The organism is Rhizobium sp. 25PS6 (assembly GCF_032464655.1).
GTDB lineage: Bacteria > Pseudomonadota > Alphaproteobacteria > Rhizobiales > Rhizobiaceae > Rhizobium > Rhizobium laguerreae.
Genome location: NZ_JAWDIV010000026.1, coordinates 53,409 through 77,030 on the forward strand (window position 1 = coordinate 53,409; position 23,622 = coordinate 77,030).

The window sequence follows — 23,622 nt, forward strand, 5'->3', positions numbered from 1 at the left end:
ACAAGCGGCGTTTCGCTGGGCGGAGTGCCGGGGAACATCGGGGAACCCCGCGCGTTGTCAGCGCATCGAAACCAAGGAGACGCTCACATGACGTTGAAGAGAAACATTCTGTTGGCTGGAGCCGCGCTCCTGGCGAGCGGCGGTCTTGCGCAGGCGGAGATGATGGCGACAACGGTCAATGATCTCAACGTTCGCGCCGGCCCGGGCCCGCAATATCCCTCGGTCGGCCTTGCCACCCGCGGCTCGACCGCGGTCCTCGACGGCTGCATCGAAGGCAGCCGCTGGTGCCGCGTCGACGTCAACGGCATGCGCGGCTGGGTCTATGCTGATTATCTGCAGGTCGATCATGGCGGCACGTCTGTTATCGTCGAACAGCACCGCGCCGAGATCGGCGTTCCCAGCGTGACTTACGAGTCGACCGCGAGTGTCGTTCCGGCCGATCCGCAGCCGGCACCGGGCGACGAGTTGCTCGGCCCCGTCGGTGCGGTCGAGACCATCACCCCACCGGAGACAGTCCGCACCTACATCGAGACCAATCCGGGTGAGACGGTGCAGCTCGGCGGTGACGTCGTCGTCGGCGCGGAAGTGCCTGCCGATGTCACCTTCCAGTCGATCCCGGATTACGAGTATCGCTATACCAGGATCAACGACCGGCCGGTGCTGGTCGATCCCGGTACACGCCGGATCGTCTACGTCTATCAGTGACGTGATCGACAGAAACGAAGCGAGGCGGACGTCGGACCGCCTCGTTCCGGGGCGGTTCTCCCTGCCTTAATCCCGCATCGGTTGATTTTTCTTAACGCTTTCCTCCGAAATATGATAATATACTAATATGCCGAAGGTTCGGCATGGATCGGCGGTCGGGGAGATCGCCAGAGGAGGAAATCATGGAAGCGCTACTTCCGCTCATCACCCAGTTGATTGCCGGTGCAATCGGCGGCAACGCCGCGAGCGCCGCTTTGAAGCAGCAGGCGATCAATGTCGTCGCCCGTACGATCGCGGGTGCGATCGGCGGCGTTGCCGGCGGTATGCTGCTCAGCATGGTCGGTGGGGAAGCGGCTATGACCGGCCTGATCGCCGACGGCATCGGCGGCTTGATCGGCGGCGGCATTCTCTCGACGCTCGCCGGACTGGTCATGGCACGGGCGCATAGATAAAAGGCCCGACGGGTCTGTATCTACAGCGCCGCACGTCTTTTCGAGAGCCGCAAAGGACGCCGTAGCTGCATCCTTAAATCGATTCCGATTTAAGGAATTATGCGGTAGCCGGACCGATTGCGTGAGGGGCTTATTCGGCGGCGACCGCCGCCGGATAGACTTCCTTCATGTGGTCGTTCATCCGTGTTTCGAGATCATCGACGGCGTGAAGCGATACGGGCCGATTTCGGAAACCGGGTTGATGACGTCTGGCGGGTGATACCGTTCAGAAAGCAACCCGGGGTCGGCGTGTGAATGACGCCATCCTTGATGAAGAAGATGTTGGCGCCGGTCGCATCAGTGACCTGACCGAGATAATCGAGCATCATCTCCCCAGACTCCTCCGGCGCTTCACGCCCCATGCCTGTTGATTGTTATCCCCATTACGTTTTATCCACAGACGCAAGGGGAAATCGCGTATTGCGTCGGAGTGCCGGACGGGCCTTGTTTTCCGGGGAAATGCCAGGGAAATGAGAGGCCGTGCGGGCTCCCGCAGAGTTCGTGGAAGCTGATAGCGACGCAAATTTATGTCAATGAGGCTGACATATTTTCGCGAAAGCTTCCGGCAGCGCGCGGAAAAGAAAGGAAATGCCGAGTGTCACGACAGACCGGCCCGAAAGCAGGCAAGCCGGAGCCGCTAGCCACGCCGATGGAAGATACTGATATCATCGATTTCGAGATCATCGAGCTGTTCTTCTTCGCCTATCGCGACTTCGTTTCCGATCCTGACGCTATCCTCGAAAAGAGCGGCTTCGGCCGGGCGCATCACCGCGTCGTACATTTCGTCAACCGCAATCCCGGCATGACGGTAGCCGATCTTCTCGAAACGCTGAAGATCACCAAGCAGAGCCTTGCAAGGGTGCTGAAACAGCTGATCGACTCAGGCTATATTCGCCAGGTGGCAGGTCCTGAAGACCGGCGGCAGCGCAAGCTCTATCCGACGAAATCGGGACGAGAGCTGGCGCTTGCCCTTGCCGAGCCGCAATCGCGCCGCATTGAGCGGGCATTCGAAGGGGCTTCTGCGGAGGTGCGGGAGGGCGTAAAAGCTTTCCTCAGCGGCATGCGGGACAGACAGAAGGCGGATTGAATGGCGGTCAAGACAGATATTTCCGACGATGCGGCGCACTTGCTGGTGGTCGATGACGACTCCCGCATCCGTGCGCTGCTCAATCGCTATCTCGCCGAGAACGGCTTCCGCGTCACCGTCGCCGCCGACGGCGCTGAGGCGCAGCGCAAGCTTGCGGGTCTCGATTTCGACCTGATCATCATGGATGTGATGATGCCCGGCGAATCCGGCATCGAGGTTACCCGCGGGCTTCGCGCCATCAAGAACGTCCCGATCATCATGCTGACGGCTCTGGCAGAATCGGGCAACCGCATCGAAGGCCTTGAGGCGGGCGCCGACGACTATCTTTCCAAGCCCTTCGACCCGCGCGAACTGGTGCTGCGCATCAACAACATCCTGCGCCGCAACGCCGGCGGCGAGGGACCGAAGATCGAACAGGTGATGTTCGGCCCCTACACTTTCTCGCTGACCCGCAAGGAGCTGAAGAAAGCCAGCGAGGTGATCCGGCTCACCGACCGCGAGCAGGAGATCATGCTGCTCTTTGCGCGGCGCGCCGGCGACACGATCCCCCGCCATGAACTGATCGGCAACGATACCGAAGTCGGCGAGCGGACGATCGACGTGCAGATCAACCGGCTGAGGCGTAAGATCGAGGACGATCCCGCCAATCCCGTCTGGCTGCAGACCGTGCGCGGCATCGGATACAGGCTGAGCATCGACTAAACTCAAGGTTCGGGACCGGCGCTGATGGTGACGATCGAAAGCTTGCGGCGGGAAGACCGCACTTCTGCGCCGGGCTGGCGCTCGATCGTCCGCTGGCTGCGCCGGCGGCTGCCGACCGGACTTTACGCGCGCTCGCTGCTGATCATCATCATTCCGATGGTGCTCCTGCAATCCGTTGTCGCCGCCGTTTTCATGGAGCGCCACTGGCAAATGGTAACGGAGCGGCTGTCGCTTGCGGTCACCCGTGACATCGCCGCGATCATCGAGATCATCGAGACCTATCCGCAGAATTCGGACTATAGCGAGATCATCCGCATCGCCCGCGACCAGCTCAGCCTGCAGATCTCGATCGAGCCGGACGGCGACCTGCCGCCACCGCGCGTCAAGCCGTTCTTCTCGATCCTCGACGGCATCCTCAGCGACGAGATCACTGACGAGATCCATCGGCCTTTCTGGATCGACACGGTCGGCAACTCGAACCTCGTCGAGATCCGCATCAAACTCGACAACAAGATCCTGCGGGTGCTGACCAAGCGCAGCCAGACCTATGCCTCGAACACGCATATCTTCATCGTCTGGATGGTCGGAACCTCGCTGGTGCTGATCGGCATCTCGATCCTCTTCCTGCGCGGGCAGATCCGGCCGATCCTGACCTTGGCGCGTGCGGCCGAAAGCTTCGGCAAGGGGCAGAAGCCCGACAATTTCTATCCGCGCGGCGCCGACGAGGTCAGGCGCGCCGGTCTTGCCTTCATCCTGATGCGCGAACGAATCGAACGGCAGATCGAGCAGCGCACGGCGATGCTCTCCGGCGTCAGCCATGATCTGCGCACCATCCTCACCCGCTTCAAGCTGCAGCTGGCGCTGGCCGGAGACAATCCCGACCTGCATGGCCTCAACGATGACGTCAACGACATGCAGACCATGCTGGAGGCCTACATGGCCTTCGCACGCGGCGAGGTCGAAGAGGATGTCGGCGAGCTGAAACTCAGTGAGATCTTCGCAAAGCTGGAATCCGATTTTGCCCTGCACGGTAAAAAATTCAGCTATTCCATCGAGGGCGATGACGATATCTCCGTTAGGCCGAACGCCTTCATGCGTCTCGTCACCAACCTTGCCTCGAATGCGCGCCGGTATGCCGATAGGCTCGACATCGAGGCCAAGCACAATGCCAAATGGCTGACCGTCATCTTCGACGATGACGGGCCTGGCATTCCCGAAAAAAACCGTGAGGACGTGTTCAAGCCGTTCTTCCGGCTGGATACGGCGCGCAACCTCGATGCGTCAGGCACCGGGCTCGGCCTGGCGATCGCCCGCGACATTGCCCGCAGCCACGGCGGCAACGTCACGCTCAGTGACAGCCCGCTCGGTGGGTTGAGGGCAACGATCCGCATTCCGGCTTAAGCGTTGGCGGTAGCCGTCAGCTTCACGGCTTTGCGCGCATCGAAATCGTCCAGGCGTTGGACGATCCAGCGCCATAGCGAGGCGACCTGCATGAGGAGGTCGCGTCCGAGCGGCGTCAACTCGTATTCGACGCGCGGCGGCACTTGTGGGTAAAGCGTGCGGATGACGAGGCCATCCCTTTCGAGGGTGCGCAGCGTCTGCGTCAGCACTTTCTGGCTGATGCCCTCGACCCTCTCCATAAGGCGCGAGAAGCGCAGGGGCGCGCCGGCATCGGAGAGCACATGCAGGATGCGCAGCGGCCATTTCGCTGCCGCCCGCTCGATCAGTTCGCGGGCCCGCGCATCCTGTTCGTCCGTCATGCTGCTGCAGAAATCGAACATGTCGCTACTCACGTCAGTTACCTCAAGGTGTGTATAGATCGTCTGGGTACCTTCTTTCGATCGGATACAATAGACCATACATGAGCCGGGAACCAAAGAAGGAGGGTTTCCGATGTCCAGGGTCTGGTTGATAACAGGGAGTTCACGCGGTCTCGGCCGGGCGCTGGCGGAGGCGGTATTGGCCGCCGGCGACAATCTGGTGGCGACAGCGCGCGATCCCGGCCAGCTTGCCGATCTTTCCGAAGGGTATGGCGATCAGGTCCTGACGCTGGCGCTTGACGTGACCGACGAGGCGGCGGCAGCCGCGGCAGTTAAGGCTGGTGTTAAGAGGTTCGGGCGCATCGACGTGCTTGTCAACAATGCCGGCTACGGCAATGTCGGCTCTATCGAGGATACCAGCCTTGCTGATTTTCGGGCCCAGATCGAGACCAACCTCTTCGGCACGATCATCATGACCAAGGCAGTCATCGCCCTGATGCGCGGGCAGGGGGCGGGGCACATAATCCAGTTCTCATCCGTCGGCGGCCGGATCGGACCTGCCGGCCGCGGCGCCTATTCGGCGGCGAAATTCGGTGTCGAGGGTTTTTCCGAGGTGCTGTCGAAGGAGGTCGCGCCGTTCGGCATCAGGGTGACGGTGATCGAGCCCGGCGGCTTCAGGACAGATTTCGCCGGCTCCTCGACGGTGCTTGCCGAAGGGCGGCACGACTATGCGGAGACGGTCGGCGCTACGGTGCGCTTCCAGCGCCAATACGACGGCCGCCAACCCGGCGATCCGGCAAAAGCGGCTGCGGTCGTCATCCACATTGCCAGTCTCGACGAGCCGCCGCTGCGGCTGTTGCTCGGCAGCGATGCCGTGCGCAATGTCGAGAAAGCGGATGCGGCGCGTATCGAGGCCGATCGGGAATGGCGGGCCGTCAGCGTCTCGACCGATTTTGAACCGGACGCCGAGGTAGGACCGATGCCTTGGGTAAAGAAGGCCGGTTGACGAGGCAAAAAACAAAAGCGCCGCTGAGAAGCGGCGCTTTGTATCAGGGATTGTTGCGCGATCAGCCGGCGGTGCAGAAGTGGCTGCGGCCGTCATAGCCGATATAGGTGCCGCTACGCGGATCGAAGGAGCGGTAGCGGTAAGAGCAGTAACGCTGCCATTGCGGCGACCAGGGCTCCACCGCGGTGCGCACCGGAGCGTAATATTGCGGCTGAGGCTCAACATAGACGCGACGCGGGGCGCGATAGACCGGAGCGGGCTCGTAATAATCCGGCTCGTAGGCCGGGTCGATGTAGCGGCGCTCTTCATAAACAGGACCGTTATTAGCGTTGGCGATCGCTGAGCCGACGATCAAGCCGGTGGCAAGACCGACAGCGCCGCCGACGAGCGCGTCATTGCCGCCGTGACGGCGCCAGTGGCGGTCGCGGGCCGATGCTTCACCAACGGCAGAGATAGTAAGCGCGGCGACCGTTGCGGTCAGCAGGAGAGTTTTTGCGAGCCTGTTCATAAGCATAAGTCCTAATCCCGGGAGCCGAACGTCAGCTCCTTTCTCGATGGTGCAAGTAGTACAGATTTGTAGCTGAACGAAGGCTGAACAACAAAACCCGGCATTGCTGCCGGGCTTCAACTCGAATTCGCCAGCCTTGTTAAGGGTTCAGCCCGCAATCTGCAGATTGACGGCTTTCGGGCCCTTGCCGCGGCGATCCGGCTCCGTGTCGAAGCTTACCTTCTGGTTTTCCGTCAGACCGGCCAGGCCGGAGGCCTGAACGGCAGAAATGTGAACGAAGATATCGGCGCCGCCCCGGTCCGGCTTGATGAAGCCGAAGCCCTTGTCGGTATTGAAGAATTTTACAGTGCCAGTCTCTGCCATGCCTCAGGTCCTTTTCTCTCTGCCCGCCATCCACACGGGCAGCATCATAGCATTGCCTCCTTGCGGGAGGTGTTGGCAGGCAATTCTTGAAATTTGAGAAAAAGGTCCCCTCTACCTCGGCCTGTTCCGGGCAGGACTTTCGCCCGCCATTTTCGGAACCGGCTGACCGGGATATTAGCGTTCCCGGCGCGCAAATACTTAAGGACTTCCCATGCTCGCAAAATGCCCGAACGCGCTGAGAGTGCTGCGTTTAAAGGATTTTGGCAAGCAAAAGTTTTTTAACGTGTCGTTCGGGGCACACCCCCGCCGGTGTCCAATTTGCGCAAAAACGCAAAATTTCCTTCGCCGATAGGGAATGATTAACGTTTTATATCGTCGGCAATATAAGTTCCGAGCAGATTTTCCCAAAAATGCAACGTGAACGCGTTTCCCGCGTCCGATAAATTTTTTTCCCGATGGGTGGCCCAGCCATATTTGGACGCGTGTTCACGTGGCTGGCAGGCGGCGGCGGGTCAAACATGGCACGAGTTCGACCACAAGCATAGCGATAAACATCAGCGCGCAACCTGCATAACCTGTTACCGGCATCGTCTCGCCGAGCAGCAGGGCTGCAAGCGAGGCACCGAAGAGCGCTTCGGAAGAAAGAAAGATCGCGGCCTGCGAGGGCGTCGTATAGCGCTGGCCGATCACCTGCAGCACAAAAGCCAGGCCTGACGAGAAGATGCCGACATAAAGGATCTCCGGCGCCGCCGCCTGTATCGCCGAAAGGCTGACGGGTTCGACGGCTGCAGCAACGGCCAGCGCACAGACTGCGGTGACGGCAAATTGCGTGGCGGAGAGCGCGAGCGGCCTTCCGGTCTCGGAAACGGTCGTGCCGGCAAGGGTGATCTGGATCGCCCAGAAGACGGCACAGACGACGGTCAGCAGATCGCCGGGTGTCAGCGCCGAGAGATGGCCGCCGGACAGGAGATAGATGCCGGTGACCGCCATCAGCGCCCCCGGCCAGATGATCCAATGCGGGGCACGGCGCAGGAAGAACACGGCGATCAGCGGCACGAAGACGACATAGAGGCCGGTGATGAAGCTGGAATTGGTCACCGTCGTCGTCTGCAGGCCGACCTGCTGCGTGGCGGCGCCGCCGAAAAGGGCAAGGCCGGTCAGGAAATAGAGCTTCGCATGGCGCGCGCTGGTCTTCTCCTTTGCCTTGCGCGCTTCAAAAAGGACGAAGGGCAGCACAGCCAGCGTGGCGACGGCAAAACGCAGGCCGATGAACCAGAAGGGACCGATCGCCTTCATCGCCGTCGACTGCGCGACGAAGCCGCCGCCCCAGATGGCAGCTGCAAGCAATAGGAGGAGGTTCGCCTGAACGCGCGTCATGTCAGCCTCGATGGGGAAGGGAGGTATGCTCAAGCGGTTAGCAGTTGCGTTTCCTTTCGGCAAGGGTGAAGACTTCGTGCCGGTTGACGGAGGCGAAGACATGCGAGGCGAAGAACAGAAGCTGGCCGGCGATGCGGCGGCGGGTGGGACGGCAGGCTATTCCGGCACGCCGCTCGTCAGGAAACTCGGCCTTGCACAGGGGCAGGCAGTCGCTCTTCTCGGCATTACCGAAACGATCGGCGACATCAACGGTTTCGCCGGTTTTGCCTCAGCGTCCGCGCACTGCCGGAGAAGCCTCAGCGTGCGTTCGATTATGTCCATCTGTTTACGACAGAACGGGGGGCGCTGGAGGCCATCGCGCCCGCGCTTTTTTGTGTCCTGAAACCGGACGGTATGATCTGGATCTCCTGGCCGAAGAAGAGTTCACGCGTGCCGACCGATATCACCGAGGACGTGCTGCGGGAGGTTCTGCTCCCAACCGGTCTGGTCGACATCAAGGTCTGCGCCGTCGACGGGTTGAAATTCGTCATCCGCAAGGAATTGCGCGGCGCGTTGTGATCTCTCAGCCGTTACGGGCTTGGGCTCTCGAGATCCTGAGCAGCGCGCCGTTGTTCTCGTCCGTCACCATGAGCAGCGCGCCGTCGGGTGCGACGACGACGTCCCGGATGCGGCCGTACTCGCCTTTGAACAGGCGCTCCTCGGTGACGAACGCACCGCTCTCGTCACGCTGCATGCGCGAGAGCAGCTGGAACTTCAGTGCCGCGACGAGGAAGTCGCCGTCCCATTCTGGGAACATGGCACCGCGATAGACGGCGAGCGCGCCAGGCGCGATCGAAGGGTCCCAATACTGCAGCGGCTGTTCCAGCCCTTCCTTGGCGGTGCCTTCGCCGATTTCGGCGCCCGAATAGTCACGGCCGTAGGTGATGATGGGCCAGCCGTAATTCTTACCGGCCTCGGGCTGGTTGATCTCGTCGCCGCCGCGCGCACCGTGTTCGACGGTGTAAAGCTTGCCGTCCTTGGCATCGAAGGCAATGCCTTGGGGGTTGCGGTGGCCTTTCGACCAGATCTCCGGCAGACCCTTCCCGCTGTCCTTGAAGGGATTGTCGGCGGGGATGCTGCCGTCGGGATTGATGTGGATGATCGAGCCGGCGTTGTCCTGCCAATCCTGCGAGCGCTTGCGGTCGCCGCGGTCGCCCACGCTGATGAACAGTGAACCATCACCTGATATCGCGATGCGGGAGCCATAGTGGATGTTGCTTGAGGTGAAGCGTCGCATGCTGAAGATGGGCGTCACGGCCTCGAGCGTCTTGTCGTCTTTGGAAAGCGTCGCGCTGAAGGCTTTGGTGCCGGAGCCCTGGCGGTCGGCCATGGCGGCAGTGAAATAGAGCTTTCTGCTCGTGGCAAAGTCCGGAGCGAGCGCCAGGTCCATGAGGCCGCCCTGGCCGCGGGCGCTGACCTTGGGCACATTTCCGATCGGATCGGATAGTTCGCCGTTGCGGATAATACGCAGGCGGCCTGGCCGCTCGGTGACGAGATAGGCGCCGTCGGGCAATGCCTCGACGGCCCAGGGATGTTCGAGGCCATCGGCCAGTTTTTCAACACGGACGGCTGGGCCTTGCGTGTTCACGGTATCTGCCGCATCGACCGACACGGCGCCCGCGAAGATTAGCGCTGCCGCGAAATGGATGGCGGATATTCTCTTCATTTGCTTCCCCGTCGTCACATCATGCTGAACGTGGAGCGACAGGGAAGGGCTTCAACCTCATTGGGCCTGCAATAACGGCTTTGTGTTTGTCGGTTGAACGGAGCCCGTCGCCTGGCTATCGACCAATTCTGCCTCAAGGATGTAGCGTAGCGGCCCGCGTTCGGTGGCATTGAAGGGCCAGCAGGTGGTCAGTACCAGGCTGTGGCCATCGGAGGAGGGATCGATGCCGTTGGCATCCCACGGGGCGATGCGGCCCTCGCCGGCCTTGAAGGTCAATAGTTTGCCGTCGCGGCGGGTGACTTCGATCGTATCGCCAGGCCTTATATATTGCAGCCAGCGGAAATGCGTGTCGCGATGGGCGGCGATGACGGAGGTGCCTTCCTCGCCGGGCTGCGGCGTGTTGACGAGCCAGGCCGGACCGAAGGCCAGAGCCTCGCCGGAGGCGCCGGAGAGCACGATCGCCTCCTTGCCGAGGCGCGGGGCGCGCACCTTGGCCTCCGTGGTGAAATCCGCCCAGGGCCAGGGTTTTGTCTCTTCGCCTCGCAATTCGGCGGCGAATGCGCGTTTCAGCAGGATCTGGGAGAGTTCCGCTTTCGCCTTGAGCAGGAAGCCGTCGCCGATCAGCGCCAAGCCATAGAAGGCAAGGCCGGCAATGGCAAAGGCGATCGCCTTTTCGATCGAGGAAAGACGCCAGAGGAAGAAACCCTTCCGCTGGCGCGGCTTCGGCATGTCGTGGGCCGTAGCCGCGGCCATGGCGAGTTCCAGATAGGTCGGAAGCGGCTCGAATTCGGCCGCTTCGCCGTTCTGGTTTGCAGAGAGCCTAGAGACCATTTTGCTTGGCTCCGACCGCGATAATGCGCTTGAGGCGCCGCCGCCAGACGGCCAGCCCGCTTGCTGCCGTCAGCGCCAGGAGCAGCATGGTAAGCCCGCGGATGATCTGCTCGTCGGCGCGTGTCGCCGTCTGCGGCAGGTTCACGGTAGAGCTCTTCTGCGCGATCATGGTGGCGGCCTTGGCGGTCGGGGCTGCGGCCATCATGTTTGCGATCTCCGGCGATGCGGCGAGATCCTGTGTTTCGACCGCCGCCTGCTGCGGCCCGCTGTTTTCTGCCGGCGTAGCCGAGCCATGGCGTTCTGCGCCGCCAAGAGGGGCAGCGTTTTCGCCGGAGACTTTATCGAAATCCCAACCATCCGGCAGATTGAGCGGCAGCTTGGCCGAGCCGAGCGGCTGATCGGCCGGGCGCGACGGGGTGACATCGACGGCAACCAGACTGGTGACGCGGGAGACGAGATGGTGGGCGAGCGCCACGGTCTCGATATCCTTGTCGAGCGCGGCCGGATCCTGTCGTTCATAGGCACGGGCCTCGAAATCGTCGATCTTGCGGCGTGCCCAGAGCTTGGAAATGCCGCTGCCGTCGGCGGCATTGGCGATATCCATCTCGACGCGCCAGGGCTGCTCGCCTGTCTTGCCGATGATCTGCAGCTTGCCGGCGGGCTTATCGTCAGGCAACTGCGCGGTCAGCACGACGGGCTCGCCGCTGTAGAGGTCCGGCATCGGGTTCGGCGTGATATTCTCGGCTTCGATGCCTTCGAATGTTGCGGCGATATCGGTCATGGCTGGATTCTGCAGCTTGGCGAAAAGCTCGCCCATGCGGCTTGCCACCTGATCGGTCGAGCCGATCGCCGTGAAGGTGCCGCGGCCCATTTCAGCGGCCTTGGTCATGAAATAGGTGTTCGGCGCCGAGCCGATGCCGACGGTGAAGACACGGGCATCGCCGCGGTTTGCGGTGATTTCCTGGAAGAGCTGCCGTTCGTTACCGATCGCACCATCCGTCAGGAACACGACCTGGCGCAGCGCTCCGCTTGCGACCGGTCCCTGGTTGCGCAATGCAGCCTGCAAGGCCGGCAGCATTTCCGTGCCGCCGTCCGCTGTCAGGCCTCTGACATAGGCGATCGCCTTTTCGCGATTGTCGGGGGTGGCTGCGACGAGACCCTTGAAATAGTCAGTCATCGTGTCGTCGAAACGGATGACGTTGAAGCGGTCTTCGGGATTCAGCTTGGAGATGGCAAGCGCCAGGCTCTGCCTCGCCTGCTCGATCGACGGGCCGGACATGGAGCCGGAATTGTCGATCACGAAGACCACCTCGCGTTTTGCCGGCGGCGCTGCCGCATCCGAGGCCGTGGGCGGGGTGACGAAGGCGAGCAGATAGGTCTTACCATCAACCACGTCGCGGAAGAGGCCGGCACTTGGCATCTTTCCGGGAGCGGCCTTCCAGGTGAGCTCGAAATCCTTGTCGGCGGGAACGGTGTCCGCCTTCAGGCCGATCGTCCTCGCCTGATCGCCGTCCTGGCTGATATCGACCGCGTGGAAGGACGATTTGACATCGCCGAGCGGGAAACCGGCCCGGAGGTCGACGGTCAGCGAAACAGGATTGATCCTGGCGTTCTCACGCGGGTCGAGGACGGGGGCTGCGATCTTGTCGCGGTTTTCCACCGGGTCGCGCGGCGTGGCGAAACCGGCGCCGTTGTTGAACTCGACGGTCTGGACGATCGGCGCCGGATTGTAGCGCGGAGCGACGACCATCGGGAAGCGCAGCGAGAACTCTCCGCCCGACTGGTGTATGGTCTGCTGGTATTCGACTTGGACGACGATGGTTTCGCCGGGACCGATATTGGCGACCTGATTGGTGAAGATGTTCGGCCGCTGCTGTTCGAGCAACGCCGTCTTCTTGCCCTCGGCCTTGGCCTGCTCGTAGATCTCGCGGGCTTCCTGGCGCGGCTTGATCTGGCCTTCGATGAAGCGTTCGCCGATCTGCATTTTCAGCGCGTCAACGGCGGAATTGTCCGGCAGCGGGAAGACGTAGGTGCCCTCGACCCAACCCTGGCTCGGATTCTGGAAGCGCTGCGTCACCTTCACCCTGGCGATCGGGCCGGAGACATCGATGGCGACATCGGTCTTCAGCCGCGGCGCTTCGACATAGAAGCCCGGCTCCTTCGACGGAAAGAGCAGCGAGCCGCTATTGACGTCGTTCGGCCGGACAAGCGCTGCGAGCTGGGCGGATGCCTGCGGCGTCTGCCCGGCGCGGGCGGCGGAGGCAAGTCCCAGTATCGCAGCGATGCAGGCGGCAAAGGCGGTGACGGCAACAAGGACTGAAATGGAAATTCGGCGCGCACGAATGCGCCCTATGGTCAACTCATCTTCCAGAAACATTGGCATACCCTCAATAACCAATTTCGGAGACTTGATGATGCGGCTTCGATCTCGGCGCGCTCGCGACGGAATTGCGGCGTGGCGCGGCATTTGTTGCGGCTTATTCGTGGCAATGGCCGAATTCGACGATGCCACTGATTTCAGGGGATAAATCCGGATGATTTCAGAGATTGACTCAAGATCTGCGCGTGGCGTTTCGACCGCGTGACGCAAGCCTCTCCGAGGGGGGCGGCGTGCCGGGCGGGTGGCGCGACGAATCGATCAATAAGAATCATTGCCTCCATCACGCCTTTGCGCTTGAAATGCCGTCATACATTGGACATAGAGCTAACCGCAGAACTCCGGTCCCGGCTTTCTGCCCGTTTCAACCATTAGGACCGTTATCATGGCTTTCCTTGCCGATGCTCTTTCCCGTGTGAAGCCTTCAGCCACCATCGCCGTCTCCCAGAAAGCGCGCGAGCTGAAAGCAAAAGGACGTGACGTCATCGGCCTCGGCGCGGGTGAGCCGGATTTCGATACGCCCGATAATATCAAGACGGCCGCCATCGACGCGATCAACCGCGGCGAAACGAAGTACACGCCGGTTTCCGGTATCCCGGAACTACGAAAGGCGATCGCCGCCAAGTTCAAGCGCGAGAACGGCCTCGACTATTCCTGGGAGCAGACGATCGTCGGCACCGGCGGCAAGCAGATCCTTTTCAACGCCTTCATGGCGACGCTGAACCCCGGCGACGAAGTCGTCATCCCGGCGCCTTATTGGGTTTCCTATCCTGAGATGGTGGCGCTGTGCGGCGGCACGCCGGTTTTCGTATCGGCCACCCAGGAGCATAACTTCAAGCTCCAGGCCGCCGATCTCGAAAAGGCGATCACGCCGAAGACCAAGTGGTTCATCTTCAACTCGCCGTCCAACCCGACGGGGGCGGCCTATACGCAGGACGAGCTGAAGGCGCTGACGGATGTGCTGATGAAGCATCCGCAGGTCTGGGTGCTGACCGACGACATGTACGAGCACCTGACCTATGGCGACTTCAAGTTCGTCACGCCTGTGGAAGTCGAGCCGAAGCTCTACGACCGCACGCTGACGATGAACGGCGTCTCCAAGGCCTATGCGATGACCGGCTGGCGTATCGGCTATGCAGCCGGTCCGATCCAGCTCATCAAGGCGATGGACATGATCCAGGGTCAGCAGACCTCGGGTGCGACCTCGATCGCCCAGTGGGCGGCTGTCGAAGCGCTGAACGGCACGCAGGACTTCATCCCTGCGAACAAGAAGATCTTCGAAGGTCGTCGCGATCTCGTCGTTTCGATGCTGAACCAGGCCAAGGGCATTGTCTGCCCGGTTCCGGAGGGCGCCTTCTATGTCTATCCGTCCTGCGCCGGCCTGATCGGCAAGACGGCTCCGTCGGGCAAGGTGATCGAGACGGACGAGGATTTCGTTTCCGAGCTTCTGGAAACGGAAGGCGTCGCCGTCGTTCACGGTTCGGCCTTCGGCCTCGGCCCGAACTTCCGCATCTCCTACGCGACTTCGGAAGAGCTGCTCGAGGAAGCTTGCCGCCGCATCCAGCGCTTCTGCGGCGCCTGCAAGTAAGCGGTTCTCAAAAACACAAATCGAAGGCCTGCTGGCGACGGCGGGCCTTTTTGTTTGCGGCGACGTTGACGATGTAGCTGCATGTAGCTACATTTACCCTCATGAAGACCGTTTCGATCCGTGATGCGAAGAACCGCCTGACCGAACTCGCCCGTGAGGTCGAGGAAGGTGAAACCATTGTCGTGACACGCAACGGCCGGCCGGTGTTCGATCTCGTGCCGCATCAAAAACGCGGCGGTTTGAACCTGGAAGCCGGCGAAGCCTATCTTCGTTCCAAGGGTATCACGCGCACGGAGATGTATATCGCCGACGACTTCGACGATCCTTTGCCGGAAGATTTTCTTCTCAAGCCGCTGCCGTGATCATGCGTCTGCTGCTTGACACGCACATGGTGATTGCAATTGCTCAGAAGAAACTGGCGGAGCGTTTTCCGCGTGTCGAGCAGGTGCTTTCGGACGGTGCCGCCATCGGTTTCGTCAGCGTCGCCAGCCTCTGGGAAATTGCCATCAAGACCAGGCTTGGAAAATTGCAGCCCGGATTGCCCCTCGAGACCATTCCCTTTTATCTCGGGGAGATCGGGCTGACGATCCTGCCCATCGATATCGCGCACGTCATCACCGCCGCTGACCCCGAGCCGGAGGCGCGCGATCCCTTCGATCGCTTGCTGCTTGCGCAATGCAAGGTCGAGGGGCTGCAGCTTGCGACAGTCGACCGGCTGCTCGTTGATCATCCATTGGCGCTGCGGCTCTAAGTTCACTTTCCGATTCAATATGCTCCTCATCTGAATCCGCTTCGCCTCGCAAGTCGTTGAAATCCGATTCAAAACGTGACGCAGAGTGACGGTCTGGCGGGTGATCTGCGGTTGCGGGTTGGCATCAAACCAACTAGATATCCGGCATCAGTTTAAGTCGCCGCTTCGGGAGGCCGGGATTTTGCAGCAGAGTGCCGTGATCGTCTGTTCGGATGTCAACATGCTGCCGGCCGCCTGCTGCACCCTGCTTTCCGTCAAGCGCAATCTCTCAAATTCCACTGTGGAGTTCCTGCTTCTCGGCATCGACCTCAAGCCGAACGAGATCGCCGAGGTCGGAAATTTCGCGCGGCTGCACGGCATGGCAATCAAGGTGTTGCCCTACAATACGCCAGATACGGCGCTGCAGGCGCGGGGTCGCTGGTCGGGCGCGACGCTGGCGCGGCTCTACATGGATCTGCACATTCCCGATGATGTTGAGCGGCTGCTTTATCTCGATGCCGATGTGCTTGCGGTTGCGCCGGTCGACGACCTCTTCGCCGTGGATTTGCAAGGCAAGGCGCTTGCCGCCATAGACGATTATGTCATGGCCTTTCCCGAGAAGGCCGGCGCACGGCAGCGGAAGATCGGCATGCGCGAGGGCGGCCGGTATTTCAACGCCGGCGTGTTGCTGTTCGACTGGTCGGCCTCCCAGGCGAGGGGGCTTTTTGCCAGGACACGGGAGATTTTCGAGGAGCGGTCGCATCTTTTCGAGAATAACGACCAAGATGCGCTGAACGTCACTTTCGACGGCGACTGGCTGGTGCTCGATCCGCGCTGGAACACGCAGACGGGCCTCCTGCCTTTCGTTGGCCGGCCGGCGATCATCCATTTCACCGGCCGGAAAAAGCCGTGGCAGGCGACTGTGCCGTGGGTGCATCGCCGGATGGCCAAGCGTTATGCCGAGGACCTCGCCAATACGCCATGGGCTTCCTTCTGCAGGCAGCCGTCGATGACGGGCCGGATTACGGGGTTCCTTTCGCATTTGGGAAAGCGGATCGGCGGGCTGGCGCGGCTGGCGCGGACACGCGCTTATTTCAGCAACAGCTAGTGGGACGGCCGAGCGCATCGTCCTTGGAAAGTGCATGTGAGCCGATATGGAAGCAATCCCTAGCGACACCCAGACCATGCCCGCCCCGGATAGTGGCTTCAATTTCCTGACGCCGGAGGCGTGGAAGGCGCTGTTGTCGCGCTATTCCCACGTCGTGCTGGTGGCAAACAGCGAAGCCGTCGATTTCGAACGGCTGCGAAGCGAATTGCCGGAGACGGCGCTCTACGTCTTCTTCAATAATGTCTATAAGGTGCTCGACGAACCCTTCGCCGGGCATGCGGTGCTGTTTGCCCGCAGCGGCGTGATGGGCGCCAATATCGTCCACCGGCACGAGGCGGCGGGTGTCCTGCGCTTCTTTGCCGGCGACGATTTTTTGGGCGTCGTCAACATTCGCGTCTCCCCGGAGGAAAATTTCAGCGAGGAGGGCCGCTTCGAAGGCGCTGAAACCCGTCACCTTGATCTGACGAAAATGCTCGTCGACCTCTATCCGGTGGGCAAGATCGCGACGAGCGGTTTTGCGGTGGCGCTGTGGCTCGCCGAGCTGCAACTGCCGGGCAAGATCCTGCTTGCCGGTTTTTCGGCGAAGAGGAGCGAGAAATGGAAGGTCTTCGACGTGCACGACTGGACGTTTGAGCAGATCTTCCTGCGTCTCTTTGCACGAATGGGCACGATCTCGATGATGGGCGGCGTGGATGCCAGCCCCTATGCGGCACTTGCCAGACGGTTTCCACAGGTGCCGCCGATCGAGATCGCGATGACGGCGGCCGAAGTCCTGTCGGAACGGCTCCACAACGCAAACAGCCAGATCGACAGGCTCATGTCCGTCACCAAATCCATCCGCGCCATCGAGGGTTTCTTCCGGCGCTTCAAGCCGAAAACCCGCAAGCAGCGTTTCCTCGAAAAGTCGAAGGAATGACTGTCGAAAGCTCTCCTCAAAAGGCGGGCTGTCAGGCCGCTCCGTAAGTTGACGTTACCGTGCGGATAACTGCTCTCCGTTCCCCTTTCGGGGGAGACGCAGCCTTCAAAGCCCCAGCGCCGTCAGCATGACGAAGGTGGCGAAGAGGATGAAATGCGTCATGCCCTCGATGGCGTTGGTCTCGCCGTCGTTGAGGTTGATCGCGGCGGCAATCAGCGTGATCGCCACCATCACCGTCTGTACCGGGGTCATCGCCATGATGAAGGGCTGGCCGGTATAGAGCGCGATCGCCTCCATGACGGGCACCGTCAGGATGACCGTCGACAACGAGGCGCCCATGGCGATGTTGACCGTCGCCTGCATGCGGTTCCTGAGTGCTGCCCTCAACGCGGTCAGAATCTCGGGGGCGGCCGAAATCGCCGCGACGACGACGGCGGTTACGGCGATCGGAGCGCCGCTGTCGCGCAGGCCTTCGGTCATGAAGGCCGCCATGAATTCCGCGAGCAGGCCGATAATGACGACGCCGGCGAGAATGGTGGCAATCGAGATCGCGGCCGGTGCGTCGTGGTCATGCTCATGCGGACTTTCTTTCTTCCGTTCGGAGCGCGGATAGCTGTAGCTGAAGAAATAGCTGTGCTGGCCAACCTGCATGCGTAGGAAGAGGCCATAAAGCGCGATCATCGCGACGATGGTGAAGGCGGAATAATAGTGCCATTTGTCGCTCGGCACGAATTCCGGCACGATCATCGAGATGCCCATGGCGGTGAGGATCATCACGCCGTAGGTCTTGCCGGAATTGTCGTTGTAGGGCTGTTCGCCGTGCTTGAGGCCGCCGAGCAGGGCGGCGAGGCCGAGAATGCCATTGATATCGAGCATCAGCGCCGAATAGATCGTATCGCGCACCAGCGTCGGCGAGCTCTCGCTGCTCATCATGATGGCGAGGATAATGACTTCGACGGCGACGGCCGAGAGCGTCAAGATCATCGTGCCATAGGGATCGCCGACCTTGACGGCGAGCAGCTCGGCATGATGGGCAACGCGGATCGAGGCGAGCACGATGGTGCCGACCAGGGCAGCGGCGGCAATGAGCGCGACGCCGCGCCCCATCTCGATCACCGCATGTTCCGAGAAATAAGCGATCGCTGCAACGACAAGTGCGGCGACCAGAAACTTTTCCTCTTTAAAGCGTGACGCGATCCCCAAGCCTCAGCTCCTGCCCCGATTGATGCGTTCTATCTAAGTCACTGATTTCATATATCAAGAAAGTCCTGGTCGAGTGCGATTTGCAGTCTTCGGCGTTTAATGGAATACTGAACGTCATCGGGGCCGGAAAGCAGATCGCGGCGTCCTCGAATTCTCGTCAAGCGGCCGCGATGATCCGGATCTTTTCCGGAAGCGTGCGAATGCGCAACAAGAAGATGAGGAGACGGATGCATGATCAAGGTGGTCTACGAAGTCGTGCCGCATGACGGCGGCTGGGCCTACAGGCTGGGGGGTGTCTATTCCGAGGCATTCCCGACCCATGCCGAGGCGCTCGAAGCTGCGCGCATCGTCGCGGCCGAACAGCAGGTCGGCGGCGATTCCGCCGAGATCAGTTGGCAGGACGAGAACGGCAAATGGCATGAGGAATATGCCGAGGGCGGCGACCGGCCGGAAACCGAGGTGGTGGACGGCCAGTGGAAGAATCGCACGGCCGAGGCCTCGCGAGGCATCGGCAGCTAACCATCTCCCGCCAATGCCCGCGCGACGATCGCATCGACGAATTCGCGCTTATGCGCAGTATAGCGGTCTCCGTCCATCCTGTATTCGGCAGCCAGCCTGCGTTTGAGCGCGGCATAATCGGCCGATGCTTGCGGATGCGCGATGAGATAATCCCGGAAAGCCAGCCTGTTTCGATGCGTGCCGTTACCTTCAGGGCAAAGGTAGACCCGTTCTGCCGGCACCGAACCTTTCGATAGAAAAGCCCAGACATCGTCGTCATAGCGGTTGCCGCGCGGCTCGTAGCCTTCTGCCAGGAGCACACGTGTGGCGCCCTCGATATGCCCGAGACCGGGAAGAACGATGTCGATATCGATAAGCGGCTTGGCTGTCATGCCCGGTATGGACGTGCTGCCGATGTGATCGATGGAGAGCGCCTGCGGCAGCAAGGCCAGCAGCCTGCCGCGGATCCGCTGGAAGGCTTGCGGCCATTGCGGATCGCAGGGCACGAGTTCGACCGGGCTGTGCGTTCTCATTTCCAGTTCCGCTGGGATGCTCGTCCGAAAGGACGCGTTAAGGAGGCTCTATCGGTTCGAAATTTGCGCATGATTCCTCCCGAAAATCGATTCTGATTTTCTGAATTATGCGCTTGTCGAATATCGGTGATAGTCCTGAAGCCCCTTGACCAATACGTCAAAGGTTGCGCGGTAGCGCGGCGAAGACTTCAAGTTCTCATGCATCGCCACCCATGTGCCGAGCGGTATGCTGAAAGCATCAGGCAGGATGTGAACAAGGTCGGGATTTTCACGCGCGAGTCCTGTCTGGCAGATGCCGATGCCAACGCCGGCACGGATTGCCGCAAGCTGGGCAAGATTGCTGTCGGTTCTGTAGGAGAATTCGATGCCGGGCACCGCATAGCGTTTCATCACCATGCGGACATAGGCCGTCTGCCGGTCGAAGCCGATGAGGCGGTGGTCTGCGAGGTCGGCCAGGGTTTGCGGCATGCCGTACCGTTCGAGATAGCGGCGATGGGCATGAAAGCCGAGGGGGATATCGCCGATGCGGCGCACGACGAGTGCAGCCTGCTGCGGCTCGGCCATGCGCACGGCGATATCGGCCTCGCGGTTGACGAGGTCCTCGATCGCATCGGAAGCCGAGAGCTCGATCTGCAGTTCGGTATAGGTCTCCTGCAGCGGTCCGAGAATCCCCGGCAGCACTTCGACGGCGATGACTTCGCTGGCGCTAACCCTGACCGTTCCCGCCACGCGCTCGCGCTCACCGGATGCGGTGCGCAAAAGGGCGGCGGTGGTTGCCGCCAGCGTTTCGGCATAGGGCTTCAACGCAAGTGCGGCGTCGGTCGGCAGCAGGCCGTTCGGCGAGCGGGTGAAAAGTTCGGCGCCGATTGCCAGTTCCAGCGCGTCGACATGGCGGCCGATGGTTGGCTGGGTTAGCCCCAGTTCGCGGGCGGCCGCCGAAAGCGACCCCTGCTGAAGCACGGTAAGAAAACTACGGTAGAAATCCCAGCTCGGCTCCGTCCTCATGCATTTTTGTATAACAGACGTATTTCTTTCGTCAATTTTGTTTATGCCACGCTGATGGCATGATCCTCTCATCCGATCGAAGGAGATGATTGTCATGAGCAGCGAAATGAAGATGACGGCCCTTATTCTCGGCGCGACAGGCGGTATCGGCGGCGCGGTTGCCCGCAAGCTGCTTGCGCGCGGCTGGCGTGTCCGGGCACTCAACCGTGACGCCGCCAAGGCGTCGAGGAGCGAGCCGGCTTTCGAATGGGTGCAGGGCGATGCGATGAATGCGGGCGACGTCCTGAGGGCGGCCGAAGGGGTCGGCCTGATCGTCCATGCCGTCAATCCGCCCGGCTATCGCGACTGGGAAACGCTGGTGCTGCCGATGCTCGACAATACCATCGCCGCTGCTCGCACTGTCGGCGTGCGCATCGTGCTACCGGGCAACGTTTATAATTTCGGACCCGACGCCCTACGGGCGCCGACGGAAGAAAGCCCGCAGCATCCGGTGACGAAGAAGGGGACGATCCGGGTCGAAATGGAGAGGCGGCTGAAGGCCGCGTCGCAGTCCGGCGCCGGCGTCATCATCGTCAGGGCGGGGGATTTCTTCGGCCCAGGCACGACGGCCAATAGCTGGTTTTCGTCTGGTCTCGTAACCCCAGGCAAGCCGGTCGGCACGATCAGGAACCCGGGTCGGCGCGGTGTCGGTCATCAATGGACCTACCTGCCAGACATGGCGGAAACCATCGCCCAACTCATCGAGCGGGCCGAACGGCTGCCGGACTTCGCTGTCTATCACATGGAGGGCTTCTGGGATGCTGATGGCATGCAGATGGCCGAAGCGATCAAGCGCGTTGCCGGCGGTAAGGCAAAGATCGGCAACTTCCCCTGGTGGTTCTTGCCGCTTGCTGCACTCTTCGTACCCGTGATGCGGGAGATCAAGGAGATGCGCTATCTCTGGAAGGTGCCGGTGCGGATGAGGAACGACAAGCTTACGGCCGAACTCGGCAAAGAGCCGCAGACACCGATCGACGAGGCGGTAAGGGCTTCGCTCGTGGCGCTTGGCTGCCTGCCCGGACCGCATCGTGACACGGCGGACGCCCTGATCGGGCACTTGTCGCGGAACGCGGGTTAGCTCTCGAGTTCGGCCAGCGCGATCCGGGCGACCGTCAGGGCCGTTTCTGCCTGCTGAATATTCGGATCGCCGAGGAACCAGGCGGCGGAAAGACCGGAATAGGCTACGATCCACTGCAGCAGCCGCTTCGGCTCCAGCTTCGCCTCCGCGGAGACGATGGCCAACTGGCGGCGGAAACGGGCGGGATCGGTGATGACAGGCAGTTCTTCGTTGGCGAAGATATTGGCGAAATCGAAGCCGCGCTCGCCGTACAGCCGCTTCGGATCGATGGCCAGCCAGCCGCGCGCCTCGAAATCGAGGATATTGTCGTGGTGGATGTCGCCATGGAGGATGGTGAGATCACACTGATCGGCAAGGAGAACGTTTGCGATCGCCGAGCAATCGGCAAGCGTGCCGCCATGCTTGCCTGCCGCCGGCTCCAGATCACGGAACCAGCGGGTAAGGGAGATGGGATCGGGAAGCGGTTTATCGCGCGGCGCATGCAGCCGGGCCGCGGTGCGGCAGAGGATGCGGCTTGCCTCATCGTCCTCGCCGTTCATGGCCATGGCAAGCAGCGAGCGTTTTCCCGTCGCCCTTTCGAGCAGCACGGCATCGCCCTCATGGGCATACACATAGGCTGCCCCGTCCCCCTCCCACCACTGCATCAGAAGCGCGCCGTATCGTTCGTCGATATCGGCCGCCACTTTCAGCATGGCAGGCCTGTCCTGCCAGAGGACCGGCAGCAGGCGGCTGGAGTGGGTGATGATGGGCTCGCCGTCTGTTATGAGCGACCAGCGATCAAGATAGGGAGCAAACATGGCGGCACCCTACAAAAACCCGCCGAAGATGGAAATCCCGCCTTTCGGCGGGATTCGCATTCGCGTGTGAAAGGTCAGGCGACCTTTTCGAGAATGGGATAGTCGATATAGCCCTTGCCGGTGCCACCATAGAAGGTCGACTGGTCGGGCGTGTTGAGTGGCAGGTTGTGTTCCAGGCGCTCGACGAGATCGGGATTGGCGATGAAGGGCTTGCCGAAGGCGACGAGATCGGCGCGGCCGCTTTCGACGGCGTCGATCGCCAGAGCGCGATCGTAACCATTGTTGACCATCCAGTCGGCCTTGCCGCCGGCCTTTTCATAAGTCTGGCACAGCGCCTTGTAATCGAAGGAGGGATTGTCGCCCTGCTTGTAGTCGCGGTCGCCGCCAGTCTGCCCTTCGATGACATGGATATAGGCCAGCTCGTATTTGGCAAGTCCTTCTACGACATGGCTGAAGGTCGCCTGCGGATTGGAATCGTAGCTTTCGCCTGATGGCGTCACTGGCGAGATGCGGATCGCGGTGCGGCCGGCGCCGATTTCCTTGACCACGGCATCGACGACTTCAAAGGTCAGACGGGTGCGGTTTTCGATCGAGCCGCCATATTGGTCGGTACGGTCGTTGATACCGTCGCGGATGAACTGGTCGAGCAGGTAGCCGTTGGCGCCGTGGATCTCGACACCGTCGAAGCCGGCATCGATCGCCGCACGGGCAGCCTTGCGGTAATCCTCGATGATGCCGGGGATTTCGGCGGTTTCGAGCGCGCGCGGCTCGGAGGTGTCGGCAAAGCTGCCGGTGCCGTCGGCATTGACCAGATAGGTCTTGGCCTTGGCGATGCGGTTGGTCGAGGAAACCGGCTTGCCGTCGTTCGGCTGTAGCGTCGTGTGCGAGATACGGCCGACATGCCACATCTGGACGACGATCTTGCCACCGGCTGCGTGAACGGCGTCGGTGACGCGCTTCCAGCCGTCTAAAGCCTCTTTGCTATACAGGCCCGGCACGTTGGCATAACCCTGGCCCTGATGGGTAATCGCGGTTGCTTCGGTGATGATCAGGCCAGCGGTAGCGCGCTGACGGTAATATTCGACGTTGAGGTCGTTGGGGATTGCGCCCGGCGAGCGGTTGCGGGTGAGCGGCGCCATGACGATGTGGTTCTTGACTAAAATGTCGCCGACTTTCGTGGGTTCGAAAAGCTTGGCCATGATGGTCCTTTCTTTG

The 23,622-nt window shown here is 61.4% G+C and carries 25 protein-coding genes and 2 pseudogenes; 14 read left to right on the forward strand and 13 right to left on the reverse strand.

What is annotated here, in order from left to right:
• The first annotated feature begins 87 nt into the window (after positions 1-87).
• Positions 88-705: a DUF1236 domain-containing protein gene (locus tag RWK44_RS29945; RefSeq protein WP_077978892.1), complete on the forward strand. Its 618-nt coding sequence runs from the start codon at positions 88-90 to the stop codon at positions 703-705.
• Between the two features lie 182 nt (positions 706-887).
• Positions 888-1,157, forward strand: coding sequence for a hypothetical protein (locus tag RWK44_RS29950; RefSeq protein WP_003541697.1), 270 nt, complete (start codon positions 888-890; stop codon positions 1,155-1,157).
• A 130-nt stretch (positions 1,158-1,287) separates the two neighbouring features.
• On the opposite strand, the pseudogene RWK44_RS29955 reads toward RWK44_RS29950, so the two are convergent.
• Positions 1,288-1,571, reverse strand: a pseudogene (locus RWK44_RS29955) (aminotransferase class IV); the annotation flags it as partial.
• 220 nt (positions 1,572-1,791) lie between these two features.
• Between RWK44_RS29955 and RWK44_RS29960 the strand changes: the two are divergent.
• Genes RWK44_RS29960 through RWK44_RS29970 form a run of 3 tightly spaced genes read left to right on the forward strand, consistent with a single transcriptional unit; the run spans position 1,792 to position 4,386 of the window.
• On the forward strand, positions 1,792-2,283 hold the full coding sequence (locus RWK44_RS29960; protein WP_017989072.1) for a MarR family winged helix-turn-helix transcriptional regulator: 492 nt from the start codon (positions 1,792-1,794) through the stop codon (positions 2,281-2,283).
• A complete protein-coding gene (locus RWK44_RS29965; RefSeq protein WP_011652933.1) occupies positions 2,284-2,985 on the forward strand; it encodes a response regulator in 702 nt (233 codons plus the stop codon).
• Positions 2,986-3,009: 24 nt separating this feature from the next.
• Complete coding sequence (locus tag RWK44_RS29970) at positions 3,010-4,386, forward strand: ATP-binding protein (protein WP_222040403.1); 1,377 nt, start codon at positions 3,010-3,012, stop codon at positions 4,384-4,386.
• On the opposite strand, the gene RWK44_RS29975 is transcribed toward RWK44_RS29970, so the two are convergent.
• Positions 4,383-4,844, reverse strand: a complete 462-nt coding sequence (locus RWK44_RS29975) for a winged helix-turn-helix transcriptional regulator (protein WP_080685814.1) — start codon at positions 4,842-4,844, stop codon at positions 4,383-4,385. The genes RWK44_RS29970 and RWK44_RS29975 overlap by 4 nt on opposite strands.
• A 34-nt stretch (positions 4,845-4,878) precedes the next feature.
• Here RWK44_RS29975 and RWK44_RS29980 point away from each other — a divergent pair, with 34 nt between their 5' ends.
• A complete protein-coding gene (locus RWK44_RS29980) occupies positions 4,879-5,751 on the forward strand; it encodes an oxidoreductase (RefSeq protein WP_221999391.1) in 873 nt (290 codons plus the stop codon).
• Positions 5,752-5,812: 61 nt separating this feature from the next.
• Here the strand turns inward: RWK44_RS29980 and RWK44_RS29985 are convergent, their stop codons facing one another.
• From RWK44_RS29985 to RWK44_RS29995, 3 genes are all read right to left on the reverse strand, one after another.
• Positions 5,813-6,265 (reverse strand): BA14K family protein, encoded by a 453-nt coding sequence (locus RWK44_RS29985; RefSeq protein ID WP_025395439.1) that lies wholly within the window; start codon positions 6,263-6,265, stop codon positions 5,813-5,815.
• A gap of 141 nt (positions 6,266-6,406) precedes the next feature.
• On the reverse strand, positions 6,407-6,622 hold the full coding sequence (locus RWK44_RS29990; RefSeq protein WP_003561293.1) for a cold-shock protein: 216 nt from the start codon (positions 6,620-6,622) through the stop codon (positions 6,407-6,409).
• A 486-nt stretch (positions 6,623-7,108) separates the two neighbouring features.
• A complete protein-coding gene (locus RWK44_RS29995) occupies positions 7,109-7,999 on the reverse strand; it encodes a DMT family transporter (protein WP_025395438.1) in 891 nt (296 codons plus the stop codon).
• A 100-nt stretch (positions 8,000-8,099) separates the two neighbouring features.
• Here RWK44_RS29995 and RWK44_RS30000 point away from each other — a divergent pair.
• A pseudogene (locus RWK44_RS30000) lies at positions 8,100-8,557 on the forward strand (DUF3052 domain-containing protein).
• 4 nt (positions 8,558-8,561) lie between these two features.
• Here the strand turns inward: RWK44_RS30000 and RWK44_RS30005 are convergent.
• The 3 genes from RWK44_RS30005 to RWK44_RS30015 are packed head-to-tail and all read right to left on the reverse strand — an operon-like array spanning position 8,562 to position 12,912.
• The gene (locus RWK44_RS30005; RefSeq protein WP_222040408.1) at positions 8,562-9,704 is read right to left on the reverse strand and encodes a PQQ-dependent sugar dehydrogenase; all 1,143 of its coding nucleotides are present in this window, start codon (positions 9,702-9,704) and stop codon (positions 8,562-8,564) included.
• 57 nt (positions 9,705-9,761) lie between these two features.
• Entirely contained in the window at positions 9,762-10,535 is a 774-nt protein-coding gene (locus RWK44_RS30010) for a class GN sortase (protein WP_132610288.1), read from the reverse strand.
• Complete coding sequence (locus tag RWK44_RS30015; protein WP_316029857.1) at positions 10,525-12,912, reverse strand: marine proteobacterial sortase target protein; 2,388 nt, start codon at positions 12,910-12,912, stop codon at positions 10,525-10,527. Before RWK44_RS30015 ends, RWK44_RS30010 begins: the two co-directional genes overlap by 11 nt.
• Positions 12,913-13,297: 385 nt before the next feature.
• Between RWK44_RS30015 and RWK44_RS30020 the strand changes: the two genes are divergently transcribed.
• The 5 genes from RWK44_RS30020 (at position 13,298) to RWK44_RS30040 (ending at position 17,254) form a co-directional block, all read left to right on the forward strand.
• Positions 13,298-14,500, forward strand: a complete 1,203-nt coding sequence (locus RWK44_RS30020) for a pyridoxal phosphate-dependent aminotransferase (protein ID WP_018495440.1) — start codon at positions 13,298-13,300, stop codon at positions 14,498-14,500.
• A 101-nt stretch (positions 14,501-14,601) separates the two neighbouring features.
• Positions 14,602-14,862 carry a type II toxin-antitoxin system Phd/YefM family antitoxin gene (locus tag RWK44_RS30025; RefSeq protein ID WP_011652922.1) on the forward strand — a complete coding sequence of 87 codons (261 nt, stop codon included), beginning with the start codon at positions 14,602-14,604 and terminating at the stop codon, positions 14,860-14,862.
• 2 nt (positions 14,863-14,864) lie between these two features.
• On the forward strand, positions 14,865-15,251 hold the full coding sequence (locus RWK44_RS30030; RefSeq protein ID WP_077978882.1) for a type II toxin-antitoxin system VapC family toxin: 387 nt from the start codon (positions 14,865-14,867) through the stop codon (positions 15,249-15,251).
• Positions 15,252-15,351: 100 nt separating this feature from the next.
• On the forward strand, positions 15,352-16,338 hold the full coding sequence (locus RWK44_RS30035; protein ID WP_168259110.1) for a glycosyltransferase family 8 protein: 987 nt from the start codon (positions 15,352-15,354) through the stop codon (positions 16,336-16,338).
• Positions 16,339-16,384: 46 nt separating this feature from the next.
• Entirely contained in the window at positions 16,385-17,254 is an 870-nt protein-coding gene (locus tag RWK44_RS30040; protein ID WP_168259100.1) for a 3-deoxy-manno-octulosonate cytidylyltransferase, read from the forward strand.
• 105 nt (positions 17,255-17,359) lie between these two features.
• Here RWK44_RS30040 and RWK44_RS30045 read toward each other — a convergent pair whose 3' ends face one another.
• Entirely contained in the window at positions 17,360-18,457 is a 1,098-nt protein-coding gene (locus RWK44_RS30045; RefSeq protein ID WP_131639585.1) for a calcium:proton antiporter, read from the reverse strand.
• 231 nt (positions 18,458-18,688) lie between these two features.
• Here RWK44_RS30045 and RWK44_RS30050 point away from each other — a divergent pair, with 231 nt between their 5' ends.
• A complete protein-coding gene (locus RWK44_RS30050; protein WP_316029858.1) occupies positions 18,689-18,976 on the forward strand; it encodes a DUF2188 domain-containing protein in 288 nt (95 codons plus the stop codon).
• Here RWK44_RS30050 and RWK44_RS30055 read toward each other — a convergent pair.
• Together RWK44_RS30055 and RWK44_RS30060 are read right to left on the reverse strand one after the other, a co-directional pair.
• Positions 18,973-19,488, reverse strand: a complete 516-nt coding sequence (locus tag RWK44_RS30055) for a GrpB family protein (RefSeq protein ID WP_077978878.1) — start codon at positions 19,486-19,488, stop codon at positions 18,973-18,975. The two genes, RWK44_RS30050 and RWK44_RS30055, sit on opposite strands and share 4 nt — an antisense overlap.
• Positions 19,489-19,593: 105 nt before the next feature.
• Positions 19,594-20,493, reverse strand: a complete 900-nt coding sequence (locus RWK44_RS30060) for a LysR family transcriptional regulator (protein WP_077978877.1) — start codon at positions 20,491-20,493, stop codon at positions 19,594-19,596.
• A gap of 94 nt (positions 20,494-20,587) precedes the next feature.
• On the opposite strand from RWK44_RS30060, the gene RWK44_RS30065 reads away from it, so the two are divergent.
• Entirely contained in the window at positions 20,588-21,610 is a 1,023-nt protein-coding gene (locus tag RWK44_RS30065) for an NAD(P)H-binding protein (protein ID WP_131639583.1), read from the forward strand.
• Here RWK44_RS30065 and RWK44_RS30070 read toward each other — a convergent pair.
• Together RWK44_RS30070 and RWK44_RS30075 are read right to left on the reverse strand one after the other, a co-directional pair.
• Entirely contained in the window at positions 21,607-22,407 is an 801-nt protein-coding gene (locus RWK44_RS30070; protein WP_316029859.1) for an aminoglycoside phosphotransferase family protein, read from the reverse strand. The two genes, RWK44_RS30065 and RWK44_RS30070, sit on opposite strands and share 4 nt — an antisense overlap.
• A gap of 74 nt (positions 22,408-22,481) precedes the next feature.
• A complete protein-coding gene (locus tag RWK44_RS30075) occupies positions 22,482-23,606 on the reverse strand; it encodes an alkene reductase (RefSeq protein ID WP_316029860.1) in 1,125 nt (374 codons plus the stop codon).
• Positions 23,607-23,622: the final 16 nt, after the last annotated feature.